General features: G+C 46.6%; 21 protein-coding genes, 1 pseudogene and 1 riboswitch. Of the genes and pseudogenes, 7 read left to right on the top strand and 15 right to left on the bottom strand.

From position 1 onward, the window contains the following. Positions 1-8: 8 nt before the first annotated feature. The 6 genes from gucD to WFJ73_RS02150 form a co-directional block, all read right to left on the bottom strand. Positions 9-1,469, bottom strand: a complete 1,461-nt coding sequence (gene gucD, locus WFJ73_RS02175; protein WP_336771463.1) for an alpha-ketoglutaric semialdehyde dehydrogenase GucD — start codon at positions 1,467-1,469, stop codon at positions 9-11. Positions 1,470-1,485: 16 nt separating this feature from the next. Next, a complete protein-coding gene (locus tag WFJ73_RS02170) occupies positions 1,486-2,394 on the bottom strand; it encodes a fumarylacetoacetate hydrolase family protein (RefSeq protein WP_336771461.1) in 909 nt (302 codons plus the stop codon). Between the two features lie 98 nt (positions 2,395-2,492). Next, entirely contained in the window at positions 2,493-3,248 is a 756-nt protein-coding gene (locus WFJ73_RS02165; RefSeq protein ID WP_336771459.1) for an IclR family transcriptional regulator, read from the bottom strand. Between the two features lie 176 nt (positions 3,249-3,424). Further along, on the bottom strand, positions 3,425-4,840 hold the full coding sequence (locus WFJ73_RS02160; RefSeq protein WP_336771458.1) for a family 43 glycosylhydrolase: 1,416 nt from the start codon (positions 4,838-4,840) through the stop codon (positions 3,425-3,427). A gap of 302 nt (positions 4,841-5,142) precedes the next feature. Beyond that, entirely contained in the window at positions 5,143-6,177 is a 1,035-nt protein-coding gene (locus WFJ73_RS02155; protein ID WP_336771457.1) for a sensor histidine kinase, read from the bottom strand. Continuing rightward, entirely contained in the window at positions 6,174-6,881 is a 708-nt protein-coding gene (locus WFJ73_RS02150) for a response regulator transcription factor (RefSeq protein ID WP_336771456.1), read from the bottom strand. The genes WFJ73_RS02155 and WFJ73_RS02150 overlap by 4 nt, the downstream gene beginning before the upstream one ends. Before the next feature lie 193 nt (positions 6,882-7,074). Here WFJ73_RS02150 and WFJ73_RS02145 point away from each other — a divergent pair, with 193 nt between their 5' ends. From WFJ73_RS02145 to WFJ73_RS02135, 3 genes are read left to right on the top strand one after another with little or no spacing between them, the layout of a single operon-like run. After that, a complete protein-coding gene (locus WFJ73_RS02145) occupies positions 7,075-7,329 on the top strand; it encodes a thioredoxin family protein (RefSeq protein WP_336771454.1) in 255 nt (84 codons plus the stop codon). Positions 7,330-7,353: 24 nt separating this feature from the next. Continuing rightward, positions 7,354-8,046 (top strand): cytochrome c biogenesis CcdA family protein, encoded by a 693-nt coding sequence (locus tag WFJ73_RS02140; RefSeq protein WP_336771452.1) that lies wholly within the window; start codon positions 7,354-7,356, stop codon positions 8,044-8,046. A gap of 16 nt (positions 8,047-8,062) precedes the next feature. Next, complete coding sequence (locus WFJ73_RS02135) at positions 8,063-8,707, top strand: peroxiredoxin family protein (protein WP_336771451.1); 645 nt, start codon at positions 8,063-8,065, stop codon at positions 8,705-8,707. 45 nt (positions 8,708-8,752) lie between these two features. On the opposite strand, the gene WFJ73_RS02130 is transcribed toward WFJ73_RS02135, so the two are convergent. Beyond that, positions 8,753-9,670, bottom strand: coding sequence for a LysR family transcriptional regulator (locus tag WFJ73_RS02130; RefSeq protein WP_336771450.1), 918 nt, complete (start codon positions 9,668-9,670; stop codon positions 8,753-8,755). A gap of 144 nt (positions 9,671-9,814) precedes the next feature. Between WFJ73_RS02130 and WFJ73_RS02125 the strand changes: the two genes are divergently transcribed. Next, the gene (locus WFJ73_RS02125; RefSeq protein ID WP_336771448.1) at positions 9,815-10,834 is read left to right on the top strand and encodes an alpha/beta fold hydrolase; all 1,020 of its coding nucleotides are present in this window, start codon (positions 9,815-9,817) and stop codon (positions 10,832-10,834) included. Positions 10,835-10,979: 145 nt separating this feature from the next. Here WFJ73_RS02125 and WFJ73_RS02120 read toward each other — a convergent pair whose 3' ends face one another. Then, on the bottom strand, positions 10,980-11,306 hold the full coding sequence (locus WFJ73_RS02120; protein WP_336771447.1) for an NIPSNAP family protein: 327 nt from the start codon (positions 11,304-11,306) through the stop codon (positions 10,980-10,982). A 140-nt stretch (positions 11,307-11,446) separates the two neighbouring features. Next, positions 11,447-11,527: riboswitch (ZMP/ZTP riboswitch) on the bottom strand. Between the two features lie 227 nt (positions 11,528-11,754). Between WFJ73_RS02120 and WFJ73_RS02115 the strand changes: the two genes are divergently transcribed. After that, positions 11,755-12,369 carry a C-terminal helicase domain-containing protein gene (locus WFJ73_RS02115; RefSeq protein ID WP_336771445.1) on the top strand — a complete coding sequence of 205 codons (615 nt, stop codon included), beginning with the start codon at positions 11,755-11,757 and terminating at the stop codon, positions 12,367-12,369. Between the two features lie 252 nt (positions 12,370-12,621). Here WFJ73_RS02115 and WFJ73_RS02110 read toward each other — a convergent pair whose 3' ends face one another. Beyond that, the gene (locus tag WFJ73_RS02110) at positions 12,622-13,107 is read right to left on the bottom strand and encodes an NUDIX hydrolase (RefSeq protein ID WP_336771443.1); all 486 of its coding nucleotides are present in this window, start codon (positions 13,105-13,107) and stop codon (positions 12,622-12,624) included. A gap of 359 nt (positions 13,108-13,466) precedes the next feature. Between WFJ73_RS02110 and WFJ73_RS02105 the strand changes: the two genes are divergently transcribed. After that, the gene (locus WFJ73_RS02105; protein WP_336771441.1) at positions 13,467-14,705 is read left to right on the top strand and encodes an RNA polymerase sigma factor; all 1,239 of its coding nucleotides are present in this window, start codon (positions 13,467-13,469) and stop codon (positions 14,703-14,705) included. Positions 14,706-15,003: 298 nt separating this feature from the next. Here WFJ73_RS02105 and WFJ73_RS02100 read toward each other — a convergent pair whose 3' ends face one another. Further along, positions 15,004-15,576: a TetR/AcrR family transcriptional regulator gene (locus WFJ73_RS02100; RefSeq protein WP_336771439.1), complete on the bottom strand. Its 573-nt coding sequence runs from the start codon at positions 15,574-15,576 to the stop codon at positions 15,004-15,006. Between the two features lie 191 nt (positions 15,577-15,767). Here WFJ73_RS02100 and WFJ73_RS02095 point away from each other — a divergent pair, with 191 nt between their 5' ends. Continuing rightward, entirely contained in the window at positions 15,768-16,703 is a 936-nt protein-coding gene (locus WFJ73_RS02095; protein WP_336771437.1) for a ketopantoate reductase family protein, read from the top strand. Positions 16,704-16,895: 192 nt separating this feature from the next. Here the strand turns inward: WFJ73_RS02095 and WFJ73_RS02090 are convergent. The 5 genes and pseudogenes from WFJ73_RS02090 to WFJ73_RS02070 form a co-directional block, all read right to left on the bottom strand. Further along, positions 16,896-17,144 (bottom strand): annotated as a pseudogene (locus WFJ73_RS02090) (hypothetical protein); the annotation flags it as partial. Beyond that, positions 17,138-17,623, bottom strand: a complete 486-nt coding sequence (locus WFJ73_RS02085) for a GNAT family N-acetyltransferase (RefSeq protein ID WP_336771435.1) — start codon at positions 17,621-17,623, stop codon at positions 17,138-17,140. The pseudogene WFJ73_RS02090 and the gene WFJ73_RS02085, both read right to left, overlap by 7 nt. 15 nt (positions 17,624-17,638) lie before the next feature. Beyond that, a complete protein-coding gene (locus WFJ73_RS02080; protein WP_336771434.1) occupies positions 17,639-18,406 on the bottom strand; it encodes a DUF2087 domain-containing protein in 768 nt (255 codons plus the stop codon). 377 nt (positions 18,407-18,783) lie between these two features. Further along, positions 18,784-19,617 (bottom strand): ABC transporter permease subunit, encoded by an 834-nt coding sequence (locus tag WFJ73_RS02075; protein WP_336771433.1) that lies wholly within the window; start codon positions 19,615-19,617, stop codon positions 18,784-18,786. Next, on the bottom strand, positions 19,614-20,522 hold the full coding sequence (locus WFJ73_RS02070; RefSeq protein WP_336771432.1) for an ABC transporter ATP-binding protein: 909 nt from the start codon (positions 20,520-20,522) through the stop codon (positions 19,614-19,616). The genes WFJ73_RS02075 and WFJ73_RS02070 overlap by 4 nt, the downstream gene beginning before the upstream one ends. Between the last annotated feature and the right edge of the window lie 87 nt (positions 20,523-20,609).

Raw genomic sequence — 20,609 nt, 5'->3', positions numbered from 1 at the left:
TCGAAGGCCTATGGCTTAATGAATACGGTCTTGATGGAGGTGAAGAATTCAATCGCAGCCTGCCCCTGCTCGCGTGAATGCGAGCTCGACTGCTTCATCCCGCCAAACGGAGCCTGAAGCTCAACGCCAGCCGTTTCGGCATTAACCCTAACCAGCCCAGCTTCCATATCTTGAACGAAAGTCAGTAAATTGCCGATATTCCGTGTATAGATGGAAGCGCTGAGACCGTATTCGGTATCGTTGGCAACCCGGATGGCTTCTTCCATATTGTCCACCCGGATGAGCGACAGTACAGGACCAAAGATCTCATCTTTTGCAATGGCCATATCAGGCTTCACGTCGTCGAATACGGCAGGCGTTACATAGAAGCCGTCGGCGAGCTCAGGCTGGTTCGGCCGTTCACCGCCGACAAGAAGCCGCGCTCCTTCCTCTTTGCCCTTACCGATATAGGACATGACGGTATTGAGCTGGCTCTCGTTAGCGCATGGGCCAAGCCAACTGTCTTCCTTGAGTCCGTCGCCCACTCGCAGCTCCGCTACTCTGGCTACCAACTTTTCCCTGAAAGCTTCGTAAACGTCGCTAACGACAATGACGCGGCTGGTCGCCGTGCACTTCTGGCCGGTGGAGCGCAGCCCGCCGCTGATCGTAGCTTCCGCGGCAAGCTCAAGGTCGGCATCCGCAGCCACGATGACCGGGTTTTTCCCGCCCATCTCGAGCTGGTATTTCGCTCCGCGCGCAAGCGCTGCCTGCCCGACCCGCTTGCCCACCGCGTTGGAGCCGGTGAATGTGACGCCGTGAACGCCGTTGTGCGACGCAATCCCGCTGCCGATTACGCTGCCGTTGCCGACAATCATGTTTACCGCGCCGGCCGGGAATCCTGCATCATGGAAGCATTGCATAACAAGAGCAGCTGTGATAGCGGTTTCAGTAGCCGGCTTCCAGATGACCGTATTTCCGTAAATAAGCGCGGGAGCCATTTTCCAGACGGGAATGGCAACCGGAAAGTTCCAGGGCGAGATAACGCCAACGACGCCAAGCGGCACCCGTGTCGTGAACATAAGCGCTTCGGCATCGGTTGAAGGGATGACGTCCCCAACCTTGCGCATGCCTTCGCCGGCATAATAGCGGAGGATCGCCGCGCCGCGCACCGTTTCGCCTTTGGCTTCAGGCAACGTTTTTCCCATCTCGCGCGTCATCATTCTTCCGATCTCTTCTTGTCTCGCCTCGAGCAGATCCGCGGCCTTGAAGAGCAGGGCCCCCCGCTGCGCGCCGGTCAGCTTCCGCCAGGAAACCCGGGCCGCTTCGGCGGCGGCTACGGCATTCTCCAGATCGGCATCAATCGAATCGGGCACCTCGCCGACAACCTCTCTCTTATTTGCCGGATTAATGCTTGGTATCCGCTTGCCGGACAGCGGGGCCGTCCATTCTCCGTGAATATAATTATCTATGATTCTGGCTTGTTCATTCATGAACACTCACCCTTTCCTAATTGGTCTGATAAAATGGCTGCGTCAGTTCATGTTTATAGACAGCCGTATTGGCCAAGATACCGATGCCTTCGATTTCAATCTCAATCCGGTCTCCCGAATCAAGAGTAAACTGATTAGGCGGTACCAAGCAGGTGCCGGTCAGCAGTACCGTTCCGTCATAGAGCTCGTTATCCCGCTTCAGGAACGTTACCAACTCCTCCAGCCTGCGTTTCAGCATGCCCGTGCTTGCCTGCTCGTCGACCAGCTTCTCGCCGTTGCGGTAAATCCGGCATATGATCTTCAGCGCATACGGATCGGCGACCGTTTCAGCCAAACGGACGGCTGGCCCTATCGAGCAGGAACGGCTCCATACCTTGGCCTGCGGCAGGTACAGCGGATTCTCGCCTTCAATGTCTCGGCAGCTCATGTCGTTGCCGGCCGTATAACCGATGATAGTCCCTTCTCGATCAAGCACGAGACCCAGCTCGGCTTCAGGGACCTGCCAATTCGAATCGCTGCGGAGACATACCCGCTCTCCTGGTCCAACGGTGCGTGCAAGGGTTGATTTCAGGAACAGCTCCGGCCGCTCCGCCTCATACACCTTGTCGTAGAACGTAGTGGCATCCAGCTTTCCCCCGGTTGCCTCATAATTCCGCGCTTCCTTGCTGCGCAAATAAGTGACGCCAGCTGCCCATACTTCCGGCGCGTCGACGGGTGTCAGCAGTTCAAGCTCTTCGAGAGAGAAAGCAATAGGCGCCTTCCCCGCGATCAAGCCGGTTACATGCTCGGACGGAGATAGTCCTTTAGCTCGCGCCTCGGCCACCAACTCCATCAGGTCCGACGCTTCCAGCTGATAGACTGCCCCTTCCTCCGTCAAAGCGCCTAATCGTGAAAACGATGCTTCCCGGTAACGAACGATACGCATACGCTCAACTCCATTTCAGTTTTATATTATAAAACTATGTTCTCATATTTGAGTAGTCATCCGCACATGCCAAACGGCATGTACGTGAGAACACGGACTTATAATCGGCCAAGCCCTTTAGAGATGCTGTCTGCCGTCCGTACGACCAGCGCGGCTAACTCGGCGAACTCCTCGTCGTTAACAGTGGACACCATCGTGGAGATGCTAACAGCGGCGGAGACATGACCGCTGTGATCATACACCGGCGCGGCTGTGCATCGCACTCCCGATTCATTCTCCTCACGGTCGAATCCGACGCCATTTGCCCGTATGCGCTCAAGCTCGGCGCGCAAATCGGCTTCGTTCGTTATCGTATGCGGTGTCTGGATCTGGTAGTGATACGCTGCAAGGATCCGGTTCAGTTCCGTTACTGGCAAATAGGCAGCAAGCACTTTGCCAACTGCACTGCTGTGCAGCGGGACGCGTTTGCCTATTCGGGAATATCGGATGGCTGCTTTCGCACCTTCCACCTTGTCGATATACACCCCTTCCGAGCCGTCTTGTACGACCAAATGCGTAGTTTGACCCGTCTCCTGCGACAGCTGCTCCAGATGGGGACGCGCAATCTCCCGGATATCGAAGCCCTGAAGCAGCAGCTGTCCCTTCTCGAGCAGCCGCATGCCCAGCCGGTATTTACCCGACTCCGCGTCCTGCTCGATATACCGGTGCAGTTGAAGTGTCTTGAGCAGCGAATGAACGGTGCTCTTGTGAAGCTGCATTTGTGCGCTGATCTCGGTAATTTTCAGCTCTCTGTTCCGCTCGTCGAACAGGTCCAGAATGGACAGCGCCCGATCGAGCGATTGGATGATCGGCATGATTCGGTCTTCTTTCAGTTTGATATTATAGAACTCTATTCTACAATATCAATTTTACCTTTTTTTTCTTGATGCTGTCTACAATTTGTTTAAAATCATAACAATATTATCCGGTCTATCGTCGAAAATGACAAAAGGAGCTGCCGCAGCATGCTCCTTCGTTTTTGCTCGCTAAGTTAATTTAACGTAAATGAAGCCAGGCTTGCGTTACCCATGCCCACATACGTGAAATATAAGGCTTGCTTGCCATCCGGTATAACGATGTCCGCCGAATATTCGGTCCATACGTTCGTAAAGTCTACTGGAATTCTGCCGAGCTCCGGTCCGTCCCACGCCGTCTTCACGGCAAAATAACCGCGGCAGTAGCCACGAACCTTGATTTTCACCTGACGGATACCCTGGCATTCGAAATATTTGAACCCTGCCGTCGCGGAGTCCCGCATATTGGCAACGTACCCGATTTCTTCGTCGCCGTCCTTACCGTCCTGGGTAATCTTCGGGAACCGGCCGTCCATCCAAGCTCCGTGTGTTCCCGTGTATACCGCTTCGTCCTGGCAGAATAGATTACAGGCTAAATAGGCCGGGTATTCCCCGCGGCCAATCAGCGGCCCCCCATTAGCTCCGCAAGAAGTCATCTCGACTTGAGGAATCGTTCCGTCCTCCCGGAATGCAATCGGCTCGATGCAGCCTTGCCTGGAAAAGCTCGTACCGTTGGTATGGCGATGGTAGAAAATATACCATTGTCCTAGTATCTCCACCATACCTCCATGGTTGTTACCACCGTAATACATCGGTTTGTCTGAAGGTTTGTAGGTATCGATATGGAGATCGTTATTGCTGATAATGACGCCTTGGTAGACAAAGCCCCGAATCGGATGCTGGCTCGTAGCATAACACAATTCATGCATGACGACCGAAGAATAGATGAAATAATAGGTATCGCCTATTTTACGAATGGAAGGCGCCTCGAAAAACTCGTGCCCTTCGTACCCGCTGCCCTGACTGTAAGGCTCGCTTGGGGCGATGAAAACAGGCTCTTCCAGAATGGTAAGCATATCGGGACCGAGCACCGTTGCCATAGGCCCCATGCGGGACTTGTCGCCGACGGCGCAAAATCCGGTGTACAGGTACGTCCTGTCACCCTCTGTCAAGACGCCTGGGTCGAATTGAGGTTGATCGCCTTCCCGCTCGCCAAGACGCGTGCCGTCGGGATACTGCACGTAACCATAGAACTCGAATTTGCCGGCCGGCGTATCGCAAACTGCGACCGACACGACGGAGACCTTGTCCAGTACGTAGTACAAATAATAACGGCCATCGGAACCCTGCGTAACGTCTGGCGCATAGAGACACATCCGGCCATCCCGATTGAGTGGATCGTCCGTTATCCGATAAATAACGCCCTCATACCGCCAGTCTGCCAAGTCATCCACTGGTGCCGACCAGCAGACATAGTCGTTTAGACAGAAGACATGCCCATTGAACCGGTCATGTGAGCCGTAAACATACACACGGTCATTATAGACATGCGGCTCCCCGTCGGGAATGTATTCCCATGAGGGAAGATAGGGATTTAAACCTTGCTTTTTCATTTTTCGGATCTCCTCATTGGTAATAGTGACTGCTTTACTAGGCTGCTTTGAATCTTCATTGCTGAGCTTCATATTCATTTTAAGAAAGCGCTTTAAACTTCAATTCTATCGTAGCACACTTTGTTTAATTGGTAAACAAAGTGTGCGTAATCGTTTCCATTCTCAGGCACCTGTAAATATTCTTGAATAAAAGTGCCTCTTCAATCAAAAACCTCCGATCCTACACGAATGTTCGTGCCCGAATGGAGGTTTTCGTTTCTACTCTTGTCCAAAAAATTGTCGGTATGTATCTGGTCTGCATCTTAACCCCGGACCAAGGTAACCTTAAACACGCTGCCCGATTTGGAACTCGACTCGAGTTCAACGGTACCCTGGGAGATTGACAGCAAATGGCGAACGATTGACAGGCCTAACCCAGCGCCGCCATGACGACGTGCCCGTGAGGAGTCAAGTCGGTAAAACCGCTCGAAAACCAGTTCCTTTGATGAAAGGGGTATTCCCTTTCCCGTGTCCGAAACCCGAACCACAATCCGTCCCTCTTCCTGCGATACCTGCAGCGTCACGTTCCCATTTGGCCGATTATACCGTATCGCATTGTCGAGCAGATTGCGAAAGACCAGGAATAAGAAGCTTTCTTCCCCCTTAACAAGGGCATCGCAGGGCTCCGCCAAATGAAGTGTCACCCCGTATTTGTCTGCCATCGGTTTCATGAAAGAAGTTGCGTCCGCAAGAATGTCAGCAAGCTCCGCAACCTTGTGCATGTTATTTTCCCGATTGTAAGTACCGTCAGCCAACAGCAATAAATCCTCCGTTAATGATTCTAGGCGGGCAAGCGTCCGCTCTGTCGTCGCCCTATAATCTCTCCATTCGCTTGAATCAATGCTATCACCGTCTCCGGCCACTTCCAGATTCGTTCGAAGGATGGAAAGCGGCGTTCTTAATTCATGCGCAGCCGCGGAAACGAAACGAGCTTGTTGAGTAAAAGAGTGTTCCAGTCCATCCAGCATCGTATTAAATACAATCCCTAGCTTCTTCAATTCATCATGAAGCTCGTCAATCTCCAGCCGTTGGTGCAGGGTAGCTGCCGTTATTCCAGCTGCGGTTTCACTCATTCGTTTGACAGGCTTCAGGATAATCACTGCGAGCCATTGCGCGCTGAGAACCATGCCTGCCAATACGACAAGCAAGCTTAGGAGTCGCCCCTGCATCTCCGGAATAAACTTGTACACGGATAATAAAGTATCTATCCCCACATATAGAGTGATCAAGATCCCCAAAAATAGAATAGCGAACAACGTCAATCTTGCACGCAGTGAAAGCCGGTTCCATGGTTTCATGTCGTTTCCTCTTTTTCGCGGCTCTGAGCCCATTTATACCCATAACCTTGAACAGTCTGAATATATCGTTCTCCTGCCTCTGGATCATGGATCGAGAGCTTTTTGCGCAAGGAATTGATGTGAACCCTGACCGTTGATGAAAGAGGATCCGCGAAGATATCCCAAACATGCTCAAGGAGTTTTTCCGACGAAACGACCTCGCCTGGATGCAGCATCAGATATTCGAGCAAACCAAATTCTTTTTTCGTTAATGGGATAAGCACATTCTCCAGCCAGACTTCCTTTGTCTTTGAATCAAGACTAAGCCGTTCGAACTGCAGGACGGGGCTTTTCACGGACGTGCTCCGGCGAAGAAGCGCCCGGATGCGGGCAACCAATTCATTGAACATAAACGGTTTGCGGAGGTAATCATCCGCACCCGAATCAAGCCCTTCCTCCACCTCATCCGGATGGTTGCGGGCTGTCAGCATGAGAATAAAAACATCGTTATACTGCGAGGACTGGCGAATTCGTTGGCAAAGCGAAATCCCATCCAGCTCCGGAAGATTGATGTCGAGGAGAATCAAGTCATAATCATTGGTATCCGCGAGCTCCCACCCCGTTAGCCCGTCAGCGGCGATATCCACCGCATAACCTTCCCGCCTTAAACCCTTGGCTAATGCGCGTGAAAGATCCTCCTCATCTTCGACAATGAGGATTCGCATATCACCCACTCCTTCCTTCCATGACAATGAAAATAGGATATCACACATTTTTCGGCGAAACGAGGACAAAGATGCATTCTTACGAAGCTTCGCTGACTTAACAAGGATTTAACAGCGCGATCCTTATAATCAATGCAAATCTTCCTTTTGCATGGTGGATTTTTATCAAGAAGGAAAAGAAGGAGGAGATCTATTGTTAATCGAGGTTGTAACAGCTGGACCGGGCTGTTCCATTTGTCAAAAAGCGATGAAGGCAGTGAAGCAAGTCGCGGCCGAGTTTCCGCAAATCGAGATTCAGGAATTGCATGTGGTTGATCAGTTTGAGCGTCTTCAGGAACTGAACATTTTCAGTGCCGGAGCGATTCTTATCAATGGGAAAGCGGAATTTGCCACTTTGCCCTCACTGCCTAAGCTTCGTGAACGCGTGTATGAATTACTTAATCAATAAATCCACTAGAAAAAGGAGAAACAAATGGAAGAGTTATATCATTTTTCGATTACAGGCGGAATTTCCGCCTCTACCTACATTCTCGTGTTTATCGTCGGAATCGTAAGCGCGGTATTGGCCTGTTATTTGCCCGTGCTTGCTATGTTTGCAAGTTATGTACAGAAAGGAGCTGCCGGAGAGAGAAGAAAAGCCATCCGGATCGCTATCAACTTTATCTCGGGTATGGTTGTTACTTCGGTATTGTTTGGTTTGATCATCTCACTGCTCGGCCATCAGTTCCTGCCCGCTGTTGAAAAGTATCGTTTGCTAACCTGGATTCCGCCCCTCTTTGACATATTCGCCGGGCTGCAGCTGCTTGGTGTCATTACATTCGCAATGCCTACTTTTCAAAAGCTGAACCGCCCACAGCACCCGCAAAACAATTTGGCCGCTTTCAAGCTAGGGATTCCTTACGGGCTTGTTATCTCGCCTTGCGCGATTCCCATCTTTTTTGCGCTGATTAGTTATATCGCACTTCAGGGGAGTCCGTTGCACGGAGCGTTGCTCATGACGACCTATTCGTTAGGGAAAGGCGTGATCCTCGTGGCCGTCGCAGTCTTTTCTATTTCCATTCTAAGCAAATTAGCAAGATGGGGCGGTCCTGTAAGGAAAGTTGCCGGTTACCTCTCCATCGCGATTGGCATCGTTTTTCTGGTTATTGGGTTTATAAAAATATAAAAAAAGGAGAATGACAATGACCTTAAATCAAGAACTAGCGCAGATGAAGAAGACGTTTGACCCTCATACGCCGATGGAAGCGCAGGCCGCTCTGTCGCGGCTAATCCGGGAGCAACAGGAATCGCCAGACCCGTTTGGTCTTCATGTTGGACAGAAAGCTAAGGATTTCACCCTGCAGGATGCACTCGGTCGGGCAGTCCATTTATACGATGAGCTGGCCAAAGGCCCTGTCGTTTTAACCTTTTACCGTGGAGGCTGGTGCCCTTACTGCAGCAGACAGCTCAAGTCTTATCAGCAAGTGCTGCCCGAGATCGAAAAGCTTGGCGCTCAACTGATCGCAATCAGTCCGCAAAGCCCAGATGCCACGCTGTCCCAAATAGAAAAGGAAGAGCTGCGTTTCCATGTTCTAAGCGACCGGAACGGTTTGGTTGCGGCGATGTATCGTATCCTATACGACGTGCCCTTCTACGTACAAGACGTATTTCAGCAAGGCTTAGGTCTCGATCTGGCTGAATACAACGCCACGAGCCGTTGGATTCTTCCAGTGCCCTCGACATTCATGATTGACGAGAGTGGCTTCGTCCGTTCGGCATACGTTAACCCGGACTTCATGAAGCGGTTTGAGCCTGAAGATATATTAAGCGAATTACGCAAGCTGTAACCACCAGCGTTCCCGAGATAGGCAAAAGAGGGGAAATTAATTCCTTTAAACATTTTCCAGCAGATCATTTTCATTTTGTAAGGCTAATACTTCCCTTGCTGCTTCTATGAAAGATAATACGATTGGGGAAAGCCACTTGTCTTTATGCCACAACATCTGTGTATAAACGCGCAAGTCGGGAATTTGCCATGAAAGGGGAACTAGCTCGCCGCGTTCAACCTCGGCTTCCGTTACGATTTCCGGAAGAAAGGCAATTCCGATTCCTGAAATCGCACATTGTTTAATGGCCTCAGCACTTTGAAATTCTAAATACGTAATGCTATCCATGCCCTCTTTCTCAAATGACCGGTCAAACATCGTTCGATAGGGACAACCCTTCTCGTTGGTGAGGAACACTTGCCCGTGGAAATCCTCAAGCTTTAGCACAGCTTGCTTTGCGAGCGGATGATCTGGGGCAGCGAACAAGCGGAAAGTTTCTTCACGCAATGTTTCCACGGTAAGTGCGGTCGAGCGGATCGGTTCGTCCAGCATATAGACGACATCCGCGGTTCCCTCAAAGAGTGTTTGCTTGAGCTCTTGATTCGGAACGGAGCGGAAGATCAGACGTACTCCAGGATGCTGCGAACGAAACTGTCGAAAGACAGCTGGAAGCCGATAGGCGCAAATAACCTCATTGGCACTTATCGTTAAGGTGCCGCTTAGATTTTCATGGTCATGAACGACGCTGTGAGCTTCATCCAATTTGTCGAGAACGCCTTGAATATGACTTAAAAAACGCTTACCCGAGTTAGTGAGAACGAGCTGCTTGCCCAAGCGATCAAAGAGGCGGACGCCAAGCTCATCCTCCAATGCTTTAACTTGCATCGTGACGTTGGAAGGGACGTAGTTCAGCGCTTCGGCAGCCCGAGTAAAATTTAATGTTGATGCAACCATGCGGAACGTATTTAGTTGGCGCAACTCCATTATTTGACCCTCCTTAACCTTCAAAATTATTGAATACTACTATGAATTCCATTCACTTTTATTGAGGATATCACGGATCTATACTAACAACAAGAAATACAAATTTAAAAGTATGCTTTGATTTTGAAAGGAGCAAACAACACGATGGAGTATGAAACTTTTGAATTGGGTGACGTTTCTTTGCAATCCGGTGTGACTTTACCGAACGCTTTTCTAGCTTATAAGACTTACGGGATGCTGAATGAGAAGAAAGACAATGTCATTGTCTATCCTACTGCTTTTGGCGACCAGCATGTTCAAAATGAATGGTTGATTGGGAGTGGGATGGCCCTTGATCCCGAGAAATATTTCATCATCGTTCCAAACCTGCTCGGAAACGGATTATCTTCGTCCCCTAGTAACACGCCTCCGCCATTCGACCGTGCGAACTTTCCGCAGGTGACCGTCTATGACAATGTAATGCTCCAGCATCGGCTGATTACCGAAAAGTTCGGCATTCAAAAGATTGTTCTCGTTGTTGGATGGTCCCTTGGAGGTATTCAGGCATTTCAATGGGGGGCAAGTTACCCGGAGATGGTAGAACGAATAGCGCCTTTCGCGGGAATTGCCAAGCCCTGGCCTCATACATTTGTTGTCTTGAACAGTCTGAAAGCTGCGCTGTTATCGGCAGTTGGTTTCGATTCAAGCAAGCTAGACCAGTTGACTTTTGCAGACATGCGTGCCGTTGGCCGGGTCTATGCGGGATGGGGATTATCGCATGCGTTTTATAGAGAGGAGCTTTATCGTGAGATGGGATTTGACTCCTTGGAAGATTTTGTGGCCGGCGTCTGGGAGGATAGCTTTATGAAAATGGATCCGCATAATGTCCTAGCCATGTTATGGACAGGGCAGCATGCCGATATTAGCGCGAACCCCTCCTATAACGGAGATTTCGATAAGGCACTTAAGAGCATCAAAGCTCTTACCTATATCATGCCGGGAAGCACAGACCTCTTCTGCACAGCGGACGATAATGAATACGAGGCTAGTCGTATACCTCATGCAGTCTTTAAACCAATCCCGTCGATCTGGGGCCATTTTGCCGGCCGCGGAATCAACAGTGCCGATAATCAATTTATCGATGATAACCTTAAACATTTGTTAGCACGTAGCACAAACGATTGATCGTTACTTGCATTGAATCCCAGTTATTTCTCTCATGAAATTAAAAGTGTGCAATCACGCCATACTGCCCTTTCGTTCAATAAAAGCGGCAGCTGATCGCTGATCGGCTGCCGCTATATTCATTTAGCTATAGTTCTTCGTTAGTTCAATTTCCCAATCTGAAAAATTCAGCTTGATTCATAAAATATTCATCAATTTTTTCGACTATGAGCCCTCCGTTTTCTTCCGAATTGCGTTTAACTTGAATCCATTCGATGTCTTTCTTAAACTGCTCCCATAGCATTTGACGCTGCGCCATATCCTTAAATTCCATCACATAATATAGTTTGTTTTTGCCTGTTGCATCTATCCAGAAACTCACGACCTTCATTCCCAGTCTTGTAAAAATTCTAAACGTATGCTCCTTAAATCTGTCTTGAATGGCATCCATTCTTCCTTCGTAAATCGTATAGATTCGCAACTCGTATAGCATGTTATTTCCTCCCTGAATGAATCTGATTGGTAATCCAGCACACTTCTATTTCGAATTTTTAAAAATCAGATCGAGCGCATTCTCTCAGGACCATCATTCTTACCTCCTAAAACACACAGAGGTAAGGGATACCTCTCCCTTACCTCTGCCCAGGCGTACGGCATATGACAATATGTGCTCCCTCGTGGGTCTCCACGTTTACGCCAGTCACACATTCCAAATGTTTACTGTGATTATAGTTAGAATAGTCACTGAAGTAAAGATGTTATACCTTATGTGTATGTCTCAGCTATGAAATTGTTACGTTTGTCCGGCCGTTGAAGGCAATTTCTTGCCGTAGCATTTGTAAAATTCCATTTTATGAAGCTTGCCGTTTCGTCGAGAGAACCTTATCATAAGTTAAATTGCTATTATTTAAAGAATAAGAAAAGGAAGGATGACTGATATCATGAACATTACTGAAAAACAGATCGTCGTATCCTTGGAGCCCGAATATGAAACTGAATACTTGAAACTATTGAATAATTACTTTACGGCCTCCGAGCGAGATGGCCGGGCCTCCTCCATTTTTGAAAAAAAACAGCTCATGGCGATCAAAGAGCAAATGGCGCTTATGTGCAACCGGAATCCGCAAAAAATTAGCATGCTGAAGTCCATCATCCGAGATGTAAGTGACAAAAGGGAAAAGGCGGTTGTCATCTCCAAGTCGAATGCCGTTACCGCCCTGTTATTAGACGAGCTTTCTGCGGACGAGGACATCAAAGGCGTTTTTATTATGACGAAACAGCTCTCCATCCATGAGGTCAATGAACTTATAGACAGATTTAATAAATTCCCGGAATCTACCGTTCTGCTTATTACGGATTCTGTTAATACCGGTCTCGACGTTACGGCCGCAAATCATCTTGTGCACTATGATTATCCGGCCCGCTACTCTGATCTTCAGCAGCGCAACAACCGCATATCGAGACAAACTTCATACCATAAAGAAGCAACCATCTATTATCTCTTAACGTCGGGCAAAATCGACGAGTTCGAATACCAGGAATGTCGGACCCCATAGAGTAACGCGGCAGCTTATGCTGTTGTCTGGTCCGCATGCCCAATTCTATCTTTCTCAATCTTCGGATCTTTAAAAGTTCCGCGAAACTCCCTTTAGTTCAATATAAAGCAGCCGAGCATTGTTTGCCGGCTGCTGCACTAATTCAATCTTTGACTTCAAGAACCCTGTCGCTATGGCCCCTTAAATGTCAAAATCAGTTATAATCCTTTTCAAATCCGTTTCATTTTGCCTCCATCTGACTATCGTTTCTAGTTAGCGTACAGATCTGTAGTCATATGAACTTCTACTAACGGGGATTGTCTTCGTACGAAACCATTCGATTGCTTGCTGGACCAACGGTGATGAATTTATCGGCGTAACCTCATCGATTGAAATCCAGTCGTAACCATTTGAGTCCTGTCCATCGAATTGAACCACGGCTTCCCCAATTATTCCCGCGACAATAACCTCATACAAAATCGCAATATGATGCACGAACTCAGTAGAGTCATCCTGTAGTGTCCATAACACAGAAAAATCACAAACACCAATATTGTTAAGTTCTTTGACTTTGAATCCTGTTTCTTCGTTAAACTCCCTTTTTAAGCCTTGCTCTAAGGACTCCGATACTTCTAGTCGTCCCCCAGGCAAGTCAAATTGGCCGGAATAAGGGCCTAAACTTTTTCGAATAACTAAAATTTTCTCGTTAACCATACATATTCCGTAAACTCCTATGTGCCGATAAAACTTTTCCTCCATTGAATTTAATCCCCCTATTGCTTTAGCAGCTGATCCTCCGATCTGCTGCAGCTATATCGGTCGAACTATCGTTCCCCTTTAGCTTAACGGTATTTCTCCTTCAAAACCTCACTTAATCCGCTACGGCAGTGAACTTCTGAACTATCGTATTCCGTACACTCACTCCCTAATCATATTCTTCAAATTCCATGATTAACTCCTGTGCCCTTTCATTGCTTCCGTTTTGTCTTTCGCTGGTCATGTTTTCTTATATCCGTTTAATGAAGAATGGCGTCTTAAAATTATTTTTTTAAAATGATGTGGCTTTTTACCTCCCCCCGGTGTCTAATGAATTGTAAGTTCAGGAGGAGGTACTACTGGTGTCACGAGCTCAAGACAAAACGAAAATCCCTGTTCTTCCGGAGGAGCAGGAACAGATCCAGCATTTCGAAGACATTTATAATCAATATCAAGAGAGAATCCGAAAGTATATCGCAGTAAAAACAAATTCAGCAGTTGCTGATGACTTAACGCAACAAGCTTTTTTAAAAGCAATGGAAAACTTCCACTTGTTTAAGCATAACTCCAGTATATTTACTTGGCTATTCAAAATCGCGCAGAATATCGTGAAAAATGAGTATCGTTCAAGATCAAGAAATAAAAAAAAAGTGCACGAGGTTATCGATTTTCAGTCCCAATCGATTTCCCTCGATATCGTTAAAAATGTTGATATCCGTCTTGATATTAGTGCTGCATTAGCACAATTGAATGAGTTAGATCAGCAAATCATATCGTTGCGGTTTTTCGTCGACTGCACTTTATTGGACATATCCCAAATCATCGGGATGCCTGAAAGCGCGGTTAAGAACAGACTCTATCGTGCATTAAACAAATTAAAAATAGCATTAAAAGAATGGGGTGACATTACAATCATGTCTATCAAAGAATTGATATCGATTGTGGATAAGAACGAGGCTTCCACCAAGCATGATGGTATGAATAAGGTATACCATGACTTATTCGAGGAATTGAAATCCAATGTAGAGCGAATTCTAACAACCTATCGTCATCGACCATCTCAGAAAATCACTATCGAAATCTATCCGGATCTGTCCACTTTTCACCAAGCAATAGGCGAACCGGATGCGCCTAACTGGTTCATGGGTACCTACGAACACAACAAAATAAGAATTGTATCTCCACTGAACCCAGGCCCTGAACATACGTACCAATCGGTACTACGCAACACGATAAGTTTGTTTACGATGTGGTTAGTGAAGGATATTAATCCTTTGGCACCAAAATGGCTTACTCATGGGCTTGGCGGACATGAATCCAAACAAATGTCACAAGAATATATCAAGTATAGCACCTCCGAAGCGATTCGAAATAAGGCTGTCCCTAGCTTTCAAGCATTAACTAACGATACGTGGGAATTCGAGAAGATAGGGGGATATGGATTCTCGCATTTGATCGTTGAATTTCTCCTCCATTCTTACAGTTCAGATGAGCTCAACAAATTCATACGCGATGCTACTGATTTTCATGGCGCATTCCAGGTATCGGAAGCTGAGCTGCACGTGATGTGGGTGCAGTATTTAGAATCTAGGCTATGTTAAACTTCTAAAGGGTGGTTTTGTTATGGTCTCCCTTAGCTCAACAGTACACTATACTTTGTTCTATCTAGTACCGCCTTCTAGCCCCTATCATTAACTGCCCGCTACTTCAAACAAAAGCTGCAGCAAGATCCTCCGATCTGCTGCAGCTTTTGTTTGAACTATAGTCTCCCGTATGCGTAATGATAAACTGTGATACGGTTCAGCCTATCATTTATAGAGCGAAATCGAATTTTACTCCGTCTTTTCCGTGACGTTGCATTCCCACACATCCAACACATACCCACTTAACGCAATCACATTAACCATTGCCAATCAACCCGAATAACAACAGACGGTTCATCTCAGCCATCTTTTCTTTATAGTTTCCTGATTTTGCCCAAGATAATTGAATGGTTCCAATCGCGTTTAACAATTCGAGAACAGTTTCCAGAGAAACGGAAGAGTGAATAGCTCCTTCCTCTTTCGCAAGTTCAATAAGCTCTTGAAGCATTTGAATTCTAATTTTATTCGTATTTTCACTATATAGACTCGATAACACATGGTCCTCTACGGCGCCAGGCGAACCAAGCAATTGATAGTCCTGATCGGCGCAAACATCCATGACTTGAATGATTTTATCTTTGAAATCGATGTCTTGATTCATGATCTCTTCGGCCATATGAAGGGTATTCTGCATTAAAACGTTCGCGCATTCCTTAACAATCCCTTCTTTGTTTTCGAAATAGTTATATAGCGATACAGATGACACGCCGGACTCAGCGGCAATATCCTTTATGCTTACTTGAACGAATCCTTTTTCTTTAAAAAGCTTTAACGCGGCATGAACAACTGCCGTCTTCTTTTTCTGAGTCCTTATTTCGAATTTATTCATTAAACATTCCTCCATCCCGCATAAATCAATGTAGCACATTTCGAAAGGTTTTTAAATTTAATGGTTTCAAATTAAAAAACCATTGACGAGACATTCTGATCGGAGATAAAATCAATTCGAAAGTTTTTTAATACAACCACCACATATTTAAAAACTTTTTATTTCCGAAACAATCAATATGGAGGAATACCATGAGAATACTGGTCTACGGAGCAGGTGTATTGGGAAGTTATTTAGCTCACGAATTAGTTCACAATGGAAACGAAGTCACAATGTTAGCAAGAGGGCGGCGCGCGGAAGAGTTGCAGCAGAACGGCAATGTGATCCGCCATTATTTACAGCTCCGAACAACAGTCGATAAAGTAAACGTGATTCGTGAATTACAGCCGGAGGATGTTTATGATCTAATCTTCGTAGTAATGAAATATCCGGATTTCGAGGCAGTCCTTCCAGCCCTTGCAGCGAATCGAAGCAAATACATTGTTATTATGGGTAATAATGCAAGTCCCATTGAAATGAGGCATTATTTGCAATCCAATAGCCCTGTAGAGAAAAACGTTGTATTTGCTTTTCAGTCGCTTGCCGGATGGAGAGAGAACGGTCGGGTAACCTGCTTGCGCGGCCCAAAGGTGACTTTGGCTTTGGGTGGCTTGGGAGAGCAACTAAATTGGCGATCGGTCATTGACCAAGCTTTAAAGAACACAAGGTATAAGACGATCACCTTTACAAATATGGATGAATGGCTGAAAAGCCACTTCATTATGATTTTGCCTTTGAATCGCATTGCCGTCTCGTATAATGGGAACCTGCGCAAAGCTGCCAAAGACAAAAGGCTGCTTAACTACGTCATTGACGCAATAGATGAAGGCCATCAAGTGTTGATAAAAAACGGTTACACAATTACGCCTGCGAATCAATATCAATTAGTTCGAAAATATCGCAAGCTGTTTTTTATCGTGCTGAAGATTATATTAGCAACCTCCATCGGCAGAACCACGCTAAGTGGTAAGGCAGTTTCTTCCAATGAAATGGATATGTTGTACCAGGCTTTTTCCGATTTAAAGAATAGAGCGAACATGGCCACACCAAGTTGGGACAAGCTTTACAATTACATCCCTTTGCAATAATGGAAATAATCTTGTCTCTAATCGATAATGGATGTAGCACTTGTCCTTCTCCCAGAACAAGAGCTACATTCATTACTAGAAATCCGCTTGTTCTAAGTCAGATGTGGGGTGACCATTGAATTCAGCAGACCGTAATTCTACTCGAATATAATGACCCACTAGCGGGAGCAAAAGTCCGTGTTGCTCATCCTTCCATTTTATCAGGGTCGAGGGGATAACAAACAAAAGAGGACGTAATTTTTTTTGGGCCAGTACTATGCTCAGTAATAATGGGATCATAAACAAGAATCTCAACGAAGCGCTCCAAGCCCAACTCCCACCCGATAGCTCCATAGAAGCGTTAAGAACAAAAGCAAAAGCAAAAAAGAAAGCCGAAGATATTCCTAAAAATAACGGTTTAAATTGGGAGCCTCGCGATCTATTATCTGAATGATCTAACATTCTATTTTTTTCTCCAACACGAATACCGTCTTGTTGCGGTTGTTGATAACGGTTTTTACCATTTTTATATCTTCAAAGCCTTGATGCCGCCAGAAACCAAGCGCCGGATCGTTGCCTTCCAAAACGCCGATTCGAAATAACGAAACATTCCTCCTTCTCATCTCTTCCAGGTAAAGATCCAGCATCCGAGGACCGTATCCGTGGCCTTGCAGCTTTTTGTCCACCTGCAGCAAACCAAGCCAGGTGCAATTGTCGCTGGGGTTCAACATCAGAAATTCCAAAATTCCGACGAATCGCTCCCCTTCCTTAATCAGGTATCGTTCAGCCCCTATCTTCGAGCCGTTTTCTTTATCCCGCGCAAGGTCTTCCGGACTCATTACTTCCGAATCAATCGTGACACGGTTAAAAACCGGATCCGAGTTCAAAATGTCCATTTCTGCCTGCAGTAAATCCTCACTTATTTCAACCATTGACAGCATGTTTACCACTCCCCTTTAACCTTTTATCCAATACAAGCTGCAATCGTCCGTCCGGTCCATAAAACCATATTCGATCATATACCGGCGCACAGTGACATAATCCTGCTCCCAAAACCGCTTCAGCAGCTCATTCACTTCTTTTTCTTTGTACTTTTTGTCTTTCTCGAAATAGGAGGCGATGTGCCTCAAAACCGCAATTTTTCGTTTTTCCTTGCGCGGAAATACAGATAAGGGGCCGTCGGGACCTTGTGGAAAATACTGCTTGAGCAACTTGTCATTTTCTTCTTCCGTCATAACATACCGCTCATCCACTTGGGTTGCCGTTGCATGAACGGGTACAAATTTGGGAGCATCGGATAAGACTCCTTTTTCCATTAACTCAAAAATAGCCAACAAAAGCTTCGCCTGTTTAGCCTTTTCCTTCAGTACAAACCGGTGATTACGGATCGTGGAGGCGCTGCCGGCTCCGGTGCGCTTGACCATTTCCGCATCCGACAGCCCGGCTGCAAAGCCTCGGATTAAATCCTTCTGCAGATCTGTTAAACCTGTCGTTTTCTTATCCAGCTCTAGAAGCTGCTCCAGCATGGAACCATGCTCGGCTTCCAGGTGAAAGGCTGCGAATTTGCGCGCTTCGTACATTCGGTCTTCAATCCCCGGCACACGGTACACCGCTCCTTGCTCAAAAGCTGCTCCGCACACTAAGCAAACATATTGCTCTTTTGCGGCATCATAATAGAACCCGTTCTTCAAGTCGTTAAGCTCGGTAAATATATCTTGACGCATGTATAGTTAGACCCCATTCATTTTTGTTTGCTATTTTAATAGATATTGTACTTATTTGTTTAGTTATTTGCAACACACTCTCCCAACTTATCGTTATCTTGCAATTCACGCTAACTCATGTTTCATCCAATATGTAACAAAGCATCATCCATTGAATGAATGATGCTTTCGAATGTCATTTAATATGTCCACCACATAACGCATCAACCACGTCTTCAGTTCACTTACGATGATTGAAAGCAAATATCCGGCTTATTACCTTCACGGTTTACTATTCAGACATAACGGACATAAGAATAGCTCTGATCTTGTCCGCCCTATATTGTCAGACACCCTTTTTCCTATCCTTAGCTGGTGCCAAAAGACGGTTTAGATTTTTAATGAACTTGACGCTCAAACAATACATGCCGTTGGTTCATCTTCGTAAGCCGGCGCAGTAATAAGAAGTTGATGAGTAGTAGCACAAAGCCAGCGCCTAGCAACAGCTGTGGACTTAAGAGTACGATACCGGTGACTTGGGAGATGGCAGCCCCTACAACAGGTAACACGACGATGCCTCCGATTTGCTGTGCTTCTTGAAAGCCTTTGGACCGTGCGGAGATAAAAATGCTTATTAGAATAACCAGTCCGGAGAACATCGGTGCCACCCAAAGCAAGATGATCCACCAGGATAGATTCGGGAAGATAAGACCGCCAAACATGGAGTATGACAGCCCGTTAACGATCATACCGCACAGGATGAAGCTGGCCAGTGTGACGACGAAGGTTGGGATGAAGGTTGCAATTAGTTTTCCAAAGAACAGGTCTTTTACCTCAATCGGTGCGAACATCAGACTTTCCAGAGTTCTGCGCTCTTTTTCTCCAACGAGGCTGTTAAGTGCAATCATTAAAGAATTCATCACTGGAATGATCAAAAAGAATGGTCCAAGCATATAGTTCACGAAAATGTAGATAATCTGGTGATTGAACGTTGGAAGCTCCGTAATCTGCTCTTTCTTTGCCCCTTCCGGCAGCTGCTTAATCACTTTCTGTACCATATCGACGAGATCATTATCGACAAAGTTTATCGATTTCAACAGCAGGATCAAGGCGCCCGGCAACAATACTCCAAACACAAGCGGAAGAAGGACTAGCCCGAGCCATACTTGCACATTGCTTGTGATCGCCTTGATGTCTTTCTGTGCGATCGCTGTAATCTGATTCCAGTTCATTGTTGCTCACCTCTAACTTGAAAATAAAGCGATTCCAGGTCATGATTCATAATCTCTGAAGTATGCACCCATGTTTCTTGCAATACTTGACGGAGTAATGCCGAAATCTGATCCGTTGAAGATAGTTCCAATTGGACCTGATTTGGCCCCAGTCGCCGAATAGGATAGCCATGGTATTGATCTCCTTCTACGGCAATCCCGGTTGTTAATCGAAGTTGAATCGTCTTCACATGCTTCTTCATCAGTTCTTTTTTTGTTCCGGAATCAAGAATGGTTCCATTCTTCATAAAAATGTAGGTATGACACAGTGACTCCATCTGATGCAACACGTGCGAACATAAAATGATCGTCGTCCCGAAGGTTTCGTTCATGTATCTCAAATCGCTCACGACTTGGTTAATGCCTTCTGGATCGAGCCCGTTCGTCGGTTCGTCCAGGAACAAGATCTCCGGTTGATGTAGGAGCGCTTTCGCCAAAGCCAAGCGTTTCTTCATGCCTGTGCTGTAACTACCGACCTTCTTCTCCTGCGAGCTTTCTAAGCCGAATTGATTCAATAAACTCTGGACCCGCTGCTCGTCGAAACAGTTATATAGCTTTGCGAAGAACCGTAGATTGGCAACCCCGCTCATCTCATGATACAGTCCGGCACCTTCCGTAACCACGCCGCTTATTCGCCTTATGGCGTTTCCGTCAGTGACCGGATCGTATCCATGTACCTGCATCTTGCCTTGGTCCGGAAGAATGACACCATTCAACAAACGCACCAGCGTCGTTTTCCCTGAACCATTCGGCCCAAGCAGGCCGACGATGGTCCCTTTTTCGATCGAGAATGACGCCCCGTTCAATACTTTTTGTTGGCCGTAGCTCTTATTTATATCGCTAACCTCGATGTAAGGTGAATTCAAGATATAGCCTCCATTATTACACATTTGTGTTAATCGGATTTCGGATTGGCAGTCCTTGTCTTAAGTTACTTATAGTATTCAGGCAGG

This window comes from Paenibacillus sp. MMO-58 (assembly GCF_037146255.1).
Classification (GTDB): Bacteria; Bacillota; Bacilli; order Paenibacillales; family Paenibacillaceae; genus Pristimantibacillus.
Note: the sequence above shows the minus strand (reverse complement) of the source record. Positions and strands in the feature narration are given on the sequence as shown.

Bases quoted from the DNA above. Each gene is read 5' to 3' on its own strand.
- gucD (WP_336771463.1), bottom strand. From the start codon at position 1,469: ATGAATGAACAAGCCAGAATCATAGATAATTATATTCACGGAGAATGG.
- WFJ73_RS02170 (WP_336771461.1), bottom strand. From the start codon at position 2,394: ATGCGTATCGTTCGTTACCGGGAAGCATCGTTTTCACGATTAGGCGCT.
- WFJ73_RS02165 (WP_336771459.1), bottom strand. From the start codon at position 3,248: ATGCCGATCATCCAATCGCTCGATCGGGCGCTGTCCATTCTGGACCTG.
- WFJ73_RS02160 (WP_336771458.1), bottom strand. From the start codon at position 4,840: ATGAAAAAGCAAGGTTTAAATCCCTATCTTCCCTCATGGGAATACATT.
- WFJ73_RS02155 (WP_336771457.1), bottom strand. From the start codon at position 6,177: ATGAAACCATGGAACCGGCTTTCACTGCGTGCAAGATTGACGTTGTTC.
- WFJ73_RS02150 (WP_336771456.1), bottom strand. From the start codon at position 6,881: ATGCGAATCCTCATTGTCGAAGATGAGGAGGATCTTTCACGCGCATTA.
- WFJ73_RS02140 (WP_336771452.1), top strand. From the start codon at position 7,354: ATGGAAGAGTTATATCATTTTTCGATTACAGGCGGAATTTCCGCCTCT.
- WFJ73_RS02135 (WP_336771451.1), top strand. From the start codon at position 8,063: ATGACCTTAAATCAAGAACTAGCGCAGATGAAGAAGACGTTTGACCCT.
- WFJ73_RS02130 (WP_336771450.1), bottom strand. From the start codon at position 9,670: ATGGAGTTGCGCCAACTAAATACGTTCCGCATGGTTGCATCAACATTA.
- WFJ73_RS02125 (WP_336771448.1), top strand. From the start codon at position 9,815: ATGGAGTATGAAACTTTTGAATTGGGTGACGTTTCTTTGCAATCCGGT.
- WFJ73_RS02120 (WP_336771447.1), bottom strand. From the start codon at position 11,306: ATGCTATACGAGTTGCGAATCTATACGATTTACGAAGGAAGAATGGAT.
- WFJ73_RS02115 (WP_336771445.1), top strand. From the start codon at position 11,755: ATGAACATTACTGAAAAACAGATCGTCGTATCCTTGGAGCCCGAATAT.
- WFJ73_RS02110 (WP_336771443.1), bottom strand. From the start codon at position 13,107: ATGGAGGAAAAGTTTTATCGGCACATAGGAGTTTACGGAATATGTATG.
- WFJ73_RS02100 (WP_336771439.1), bottom strand. From the start codon at position 15,576: ATGAATAAATTCGAAATAAGGACTCAGAAAAAGAAGACGGCAGTTGTT.
- WFJ73_RS02095 (WP_336771437.1), top strand. From the start codon at position 15,768: ATGAGAATACTGGTCTACGGAGCAGGTGTATTGGGAAGTTATTTAGCT.
- WFJ73_RS02085 (WP_336771435.1), bottom strand. From the start codon at position 17,623: ATGCTGTCAATGGTTGAAATAAGTGAGGATTTACTGCAGGCAGAAATG.
- WFJ73_RS02080 (WP_336771434.1), bottom strand. From the start codon at position 18,406: ATGCGTCAAGATATATTTACCGAGCTTAACGACTTGAAGAACGGGTTC.
- WFJ73_RS02075 (WP_336771433.1), bottom strand. From the start codon at position 19,617: ATGAACTGGAATCAGATTACAGCGATCGCACAGAAAGACATCAAGGCG.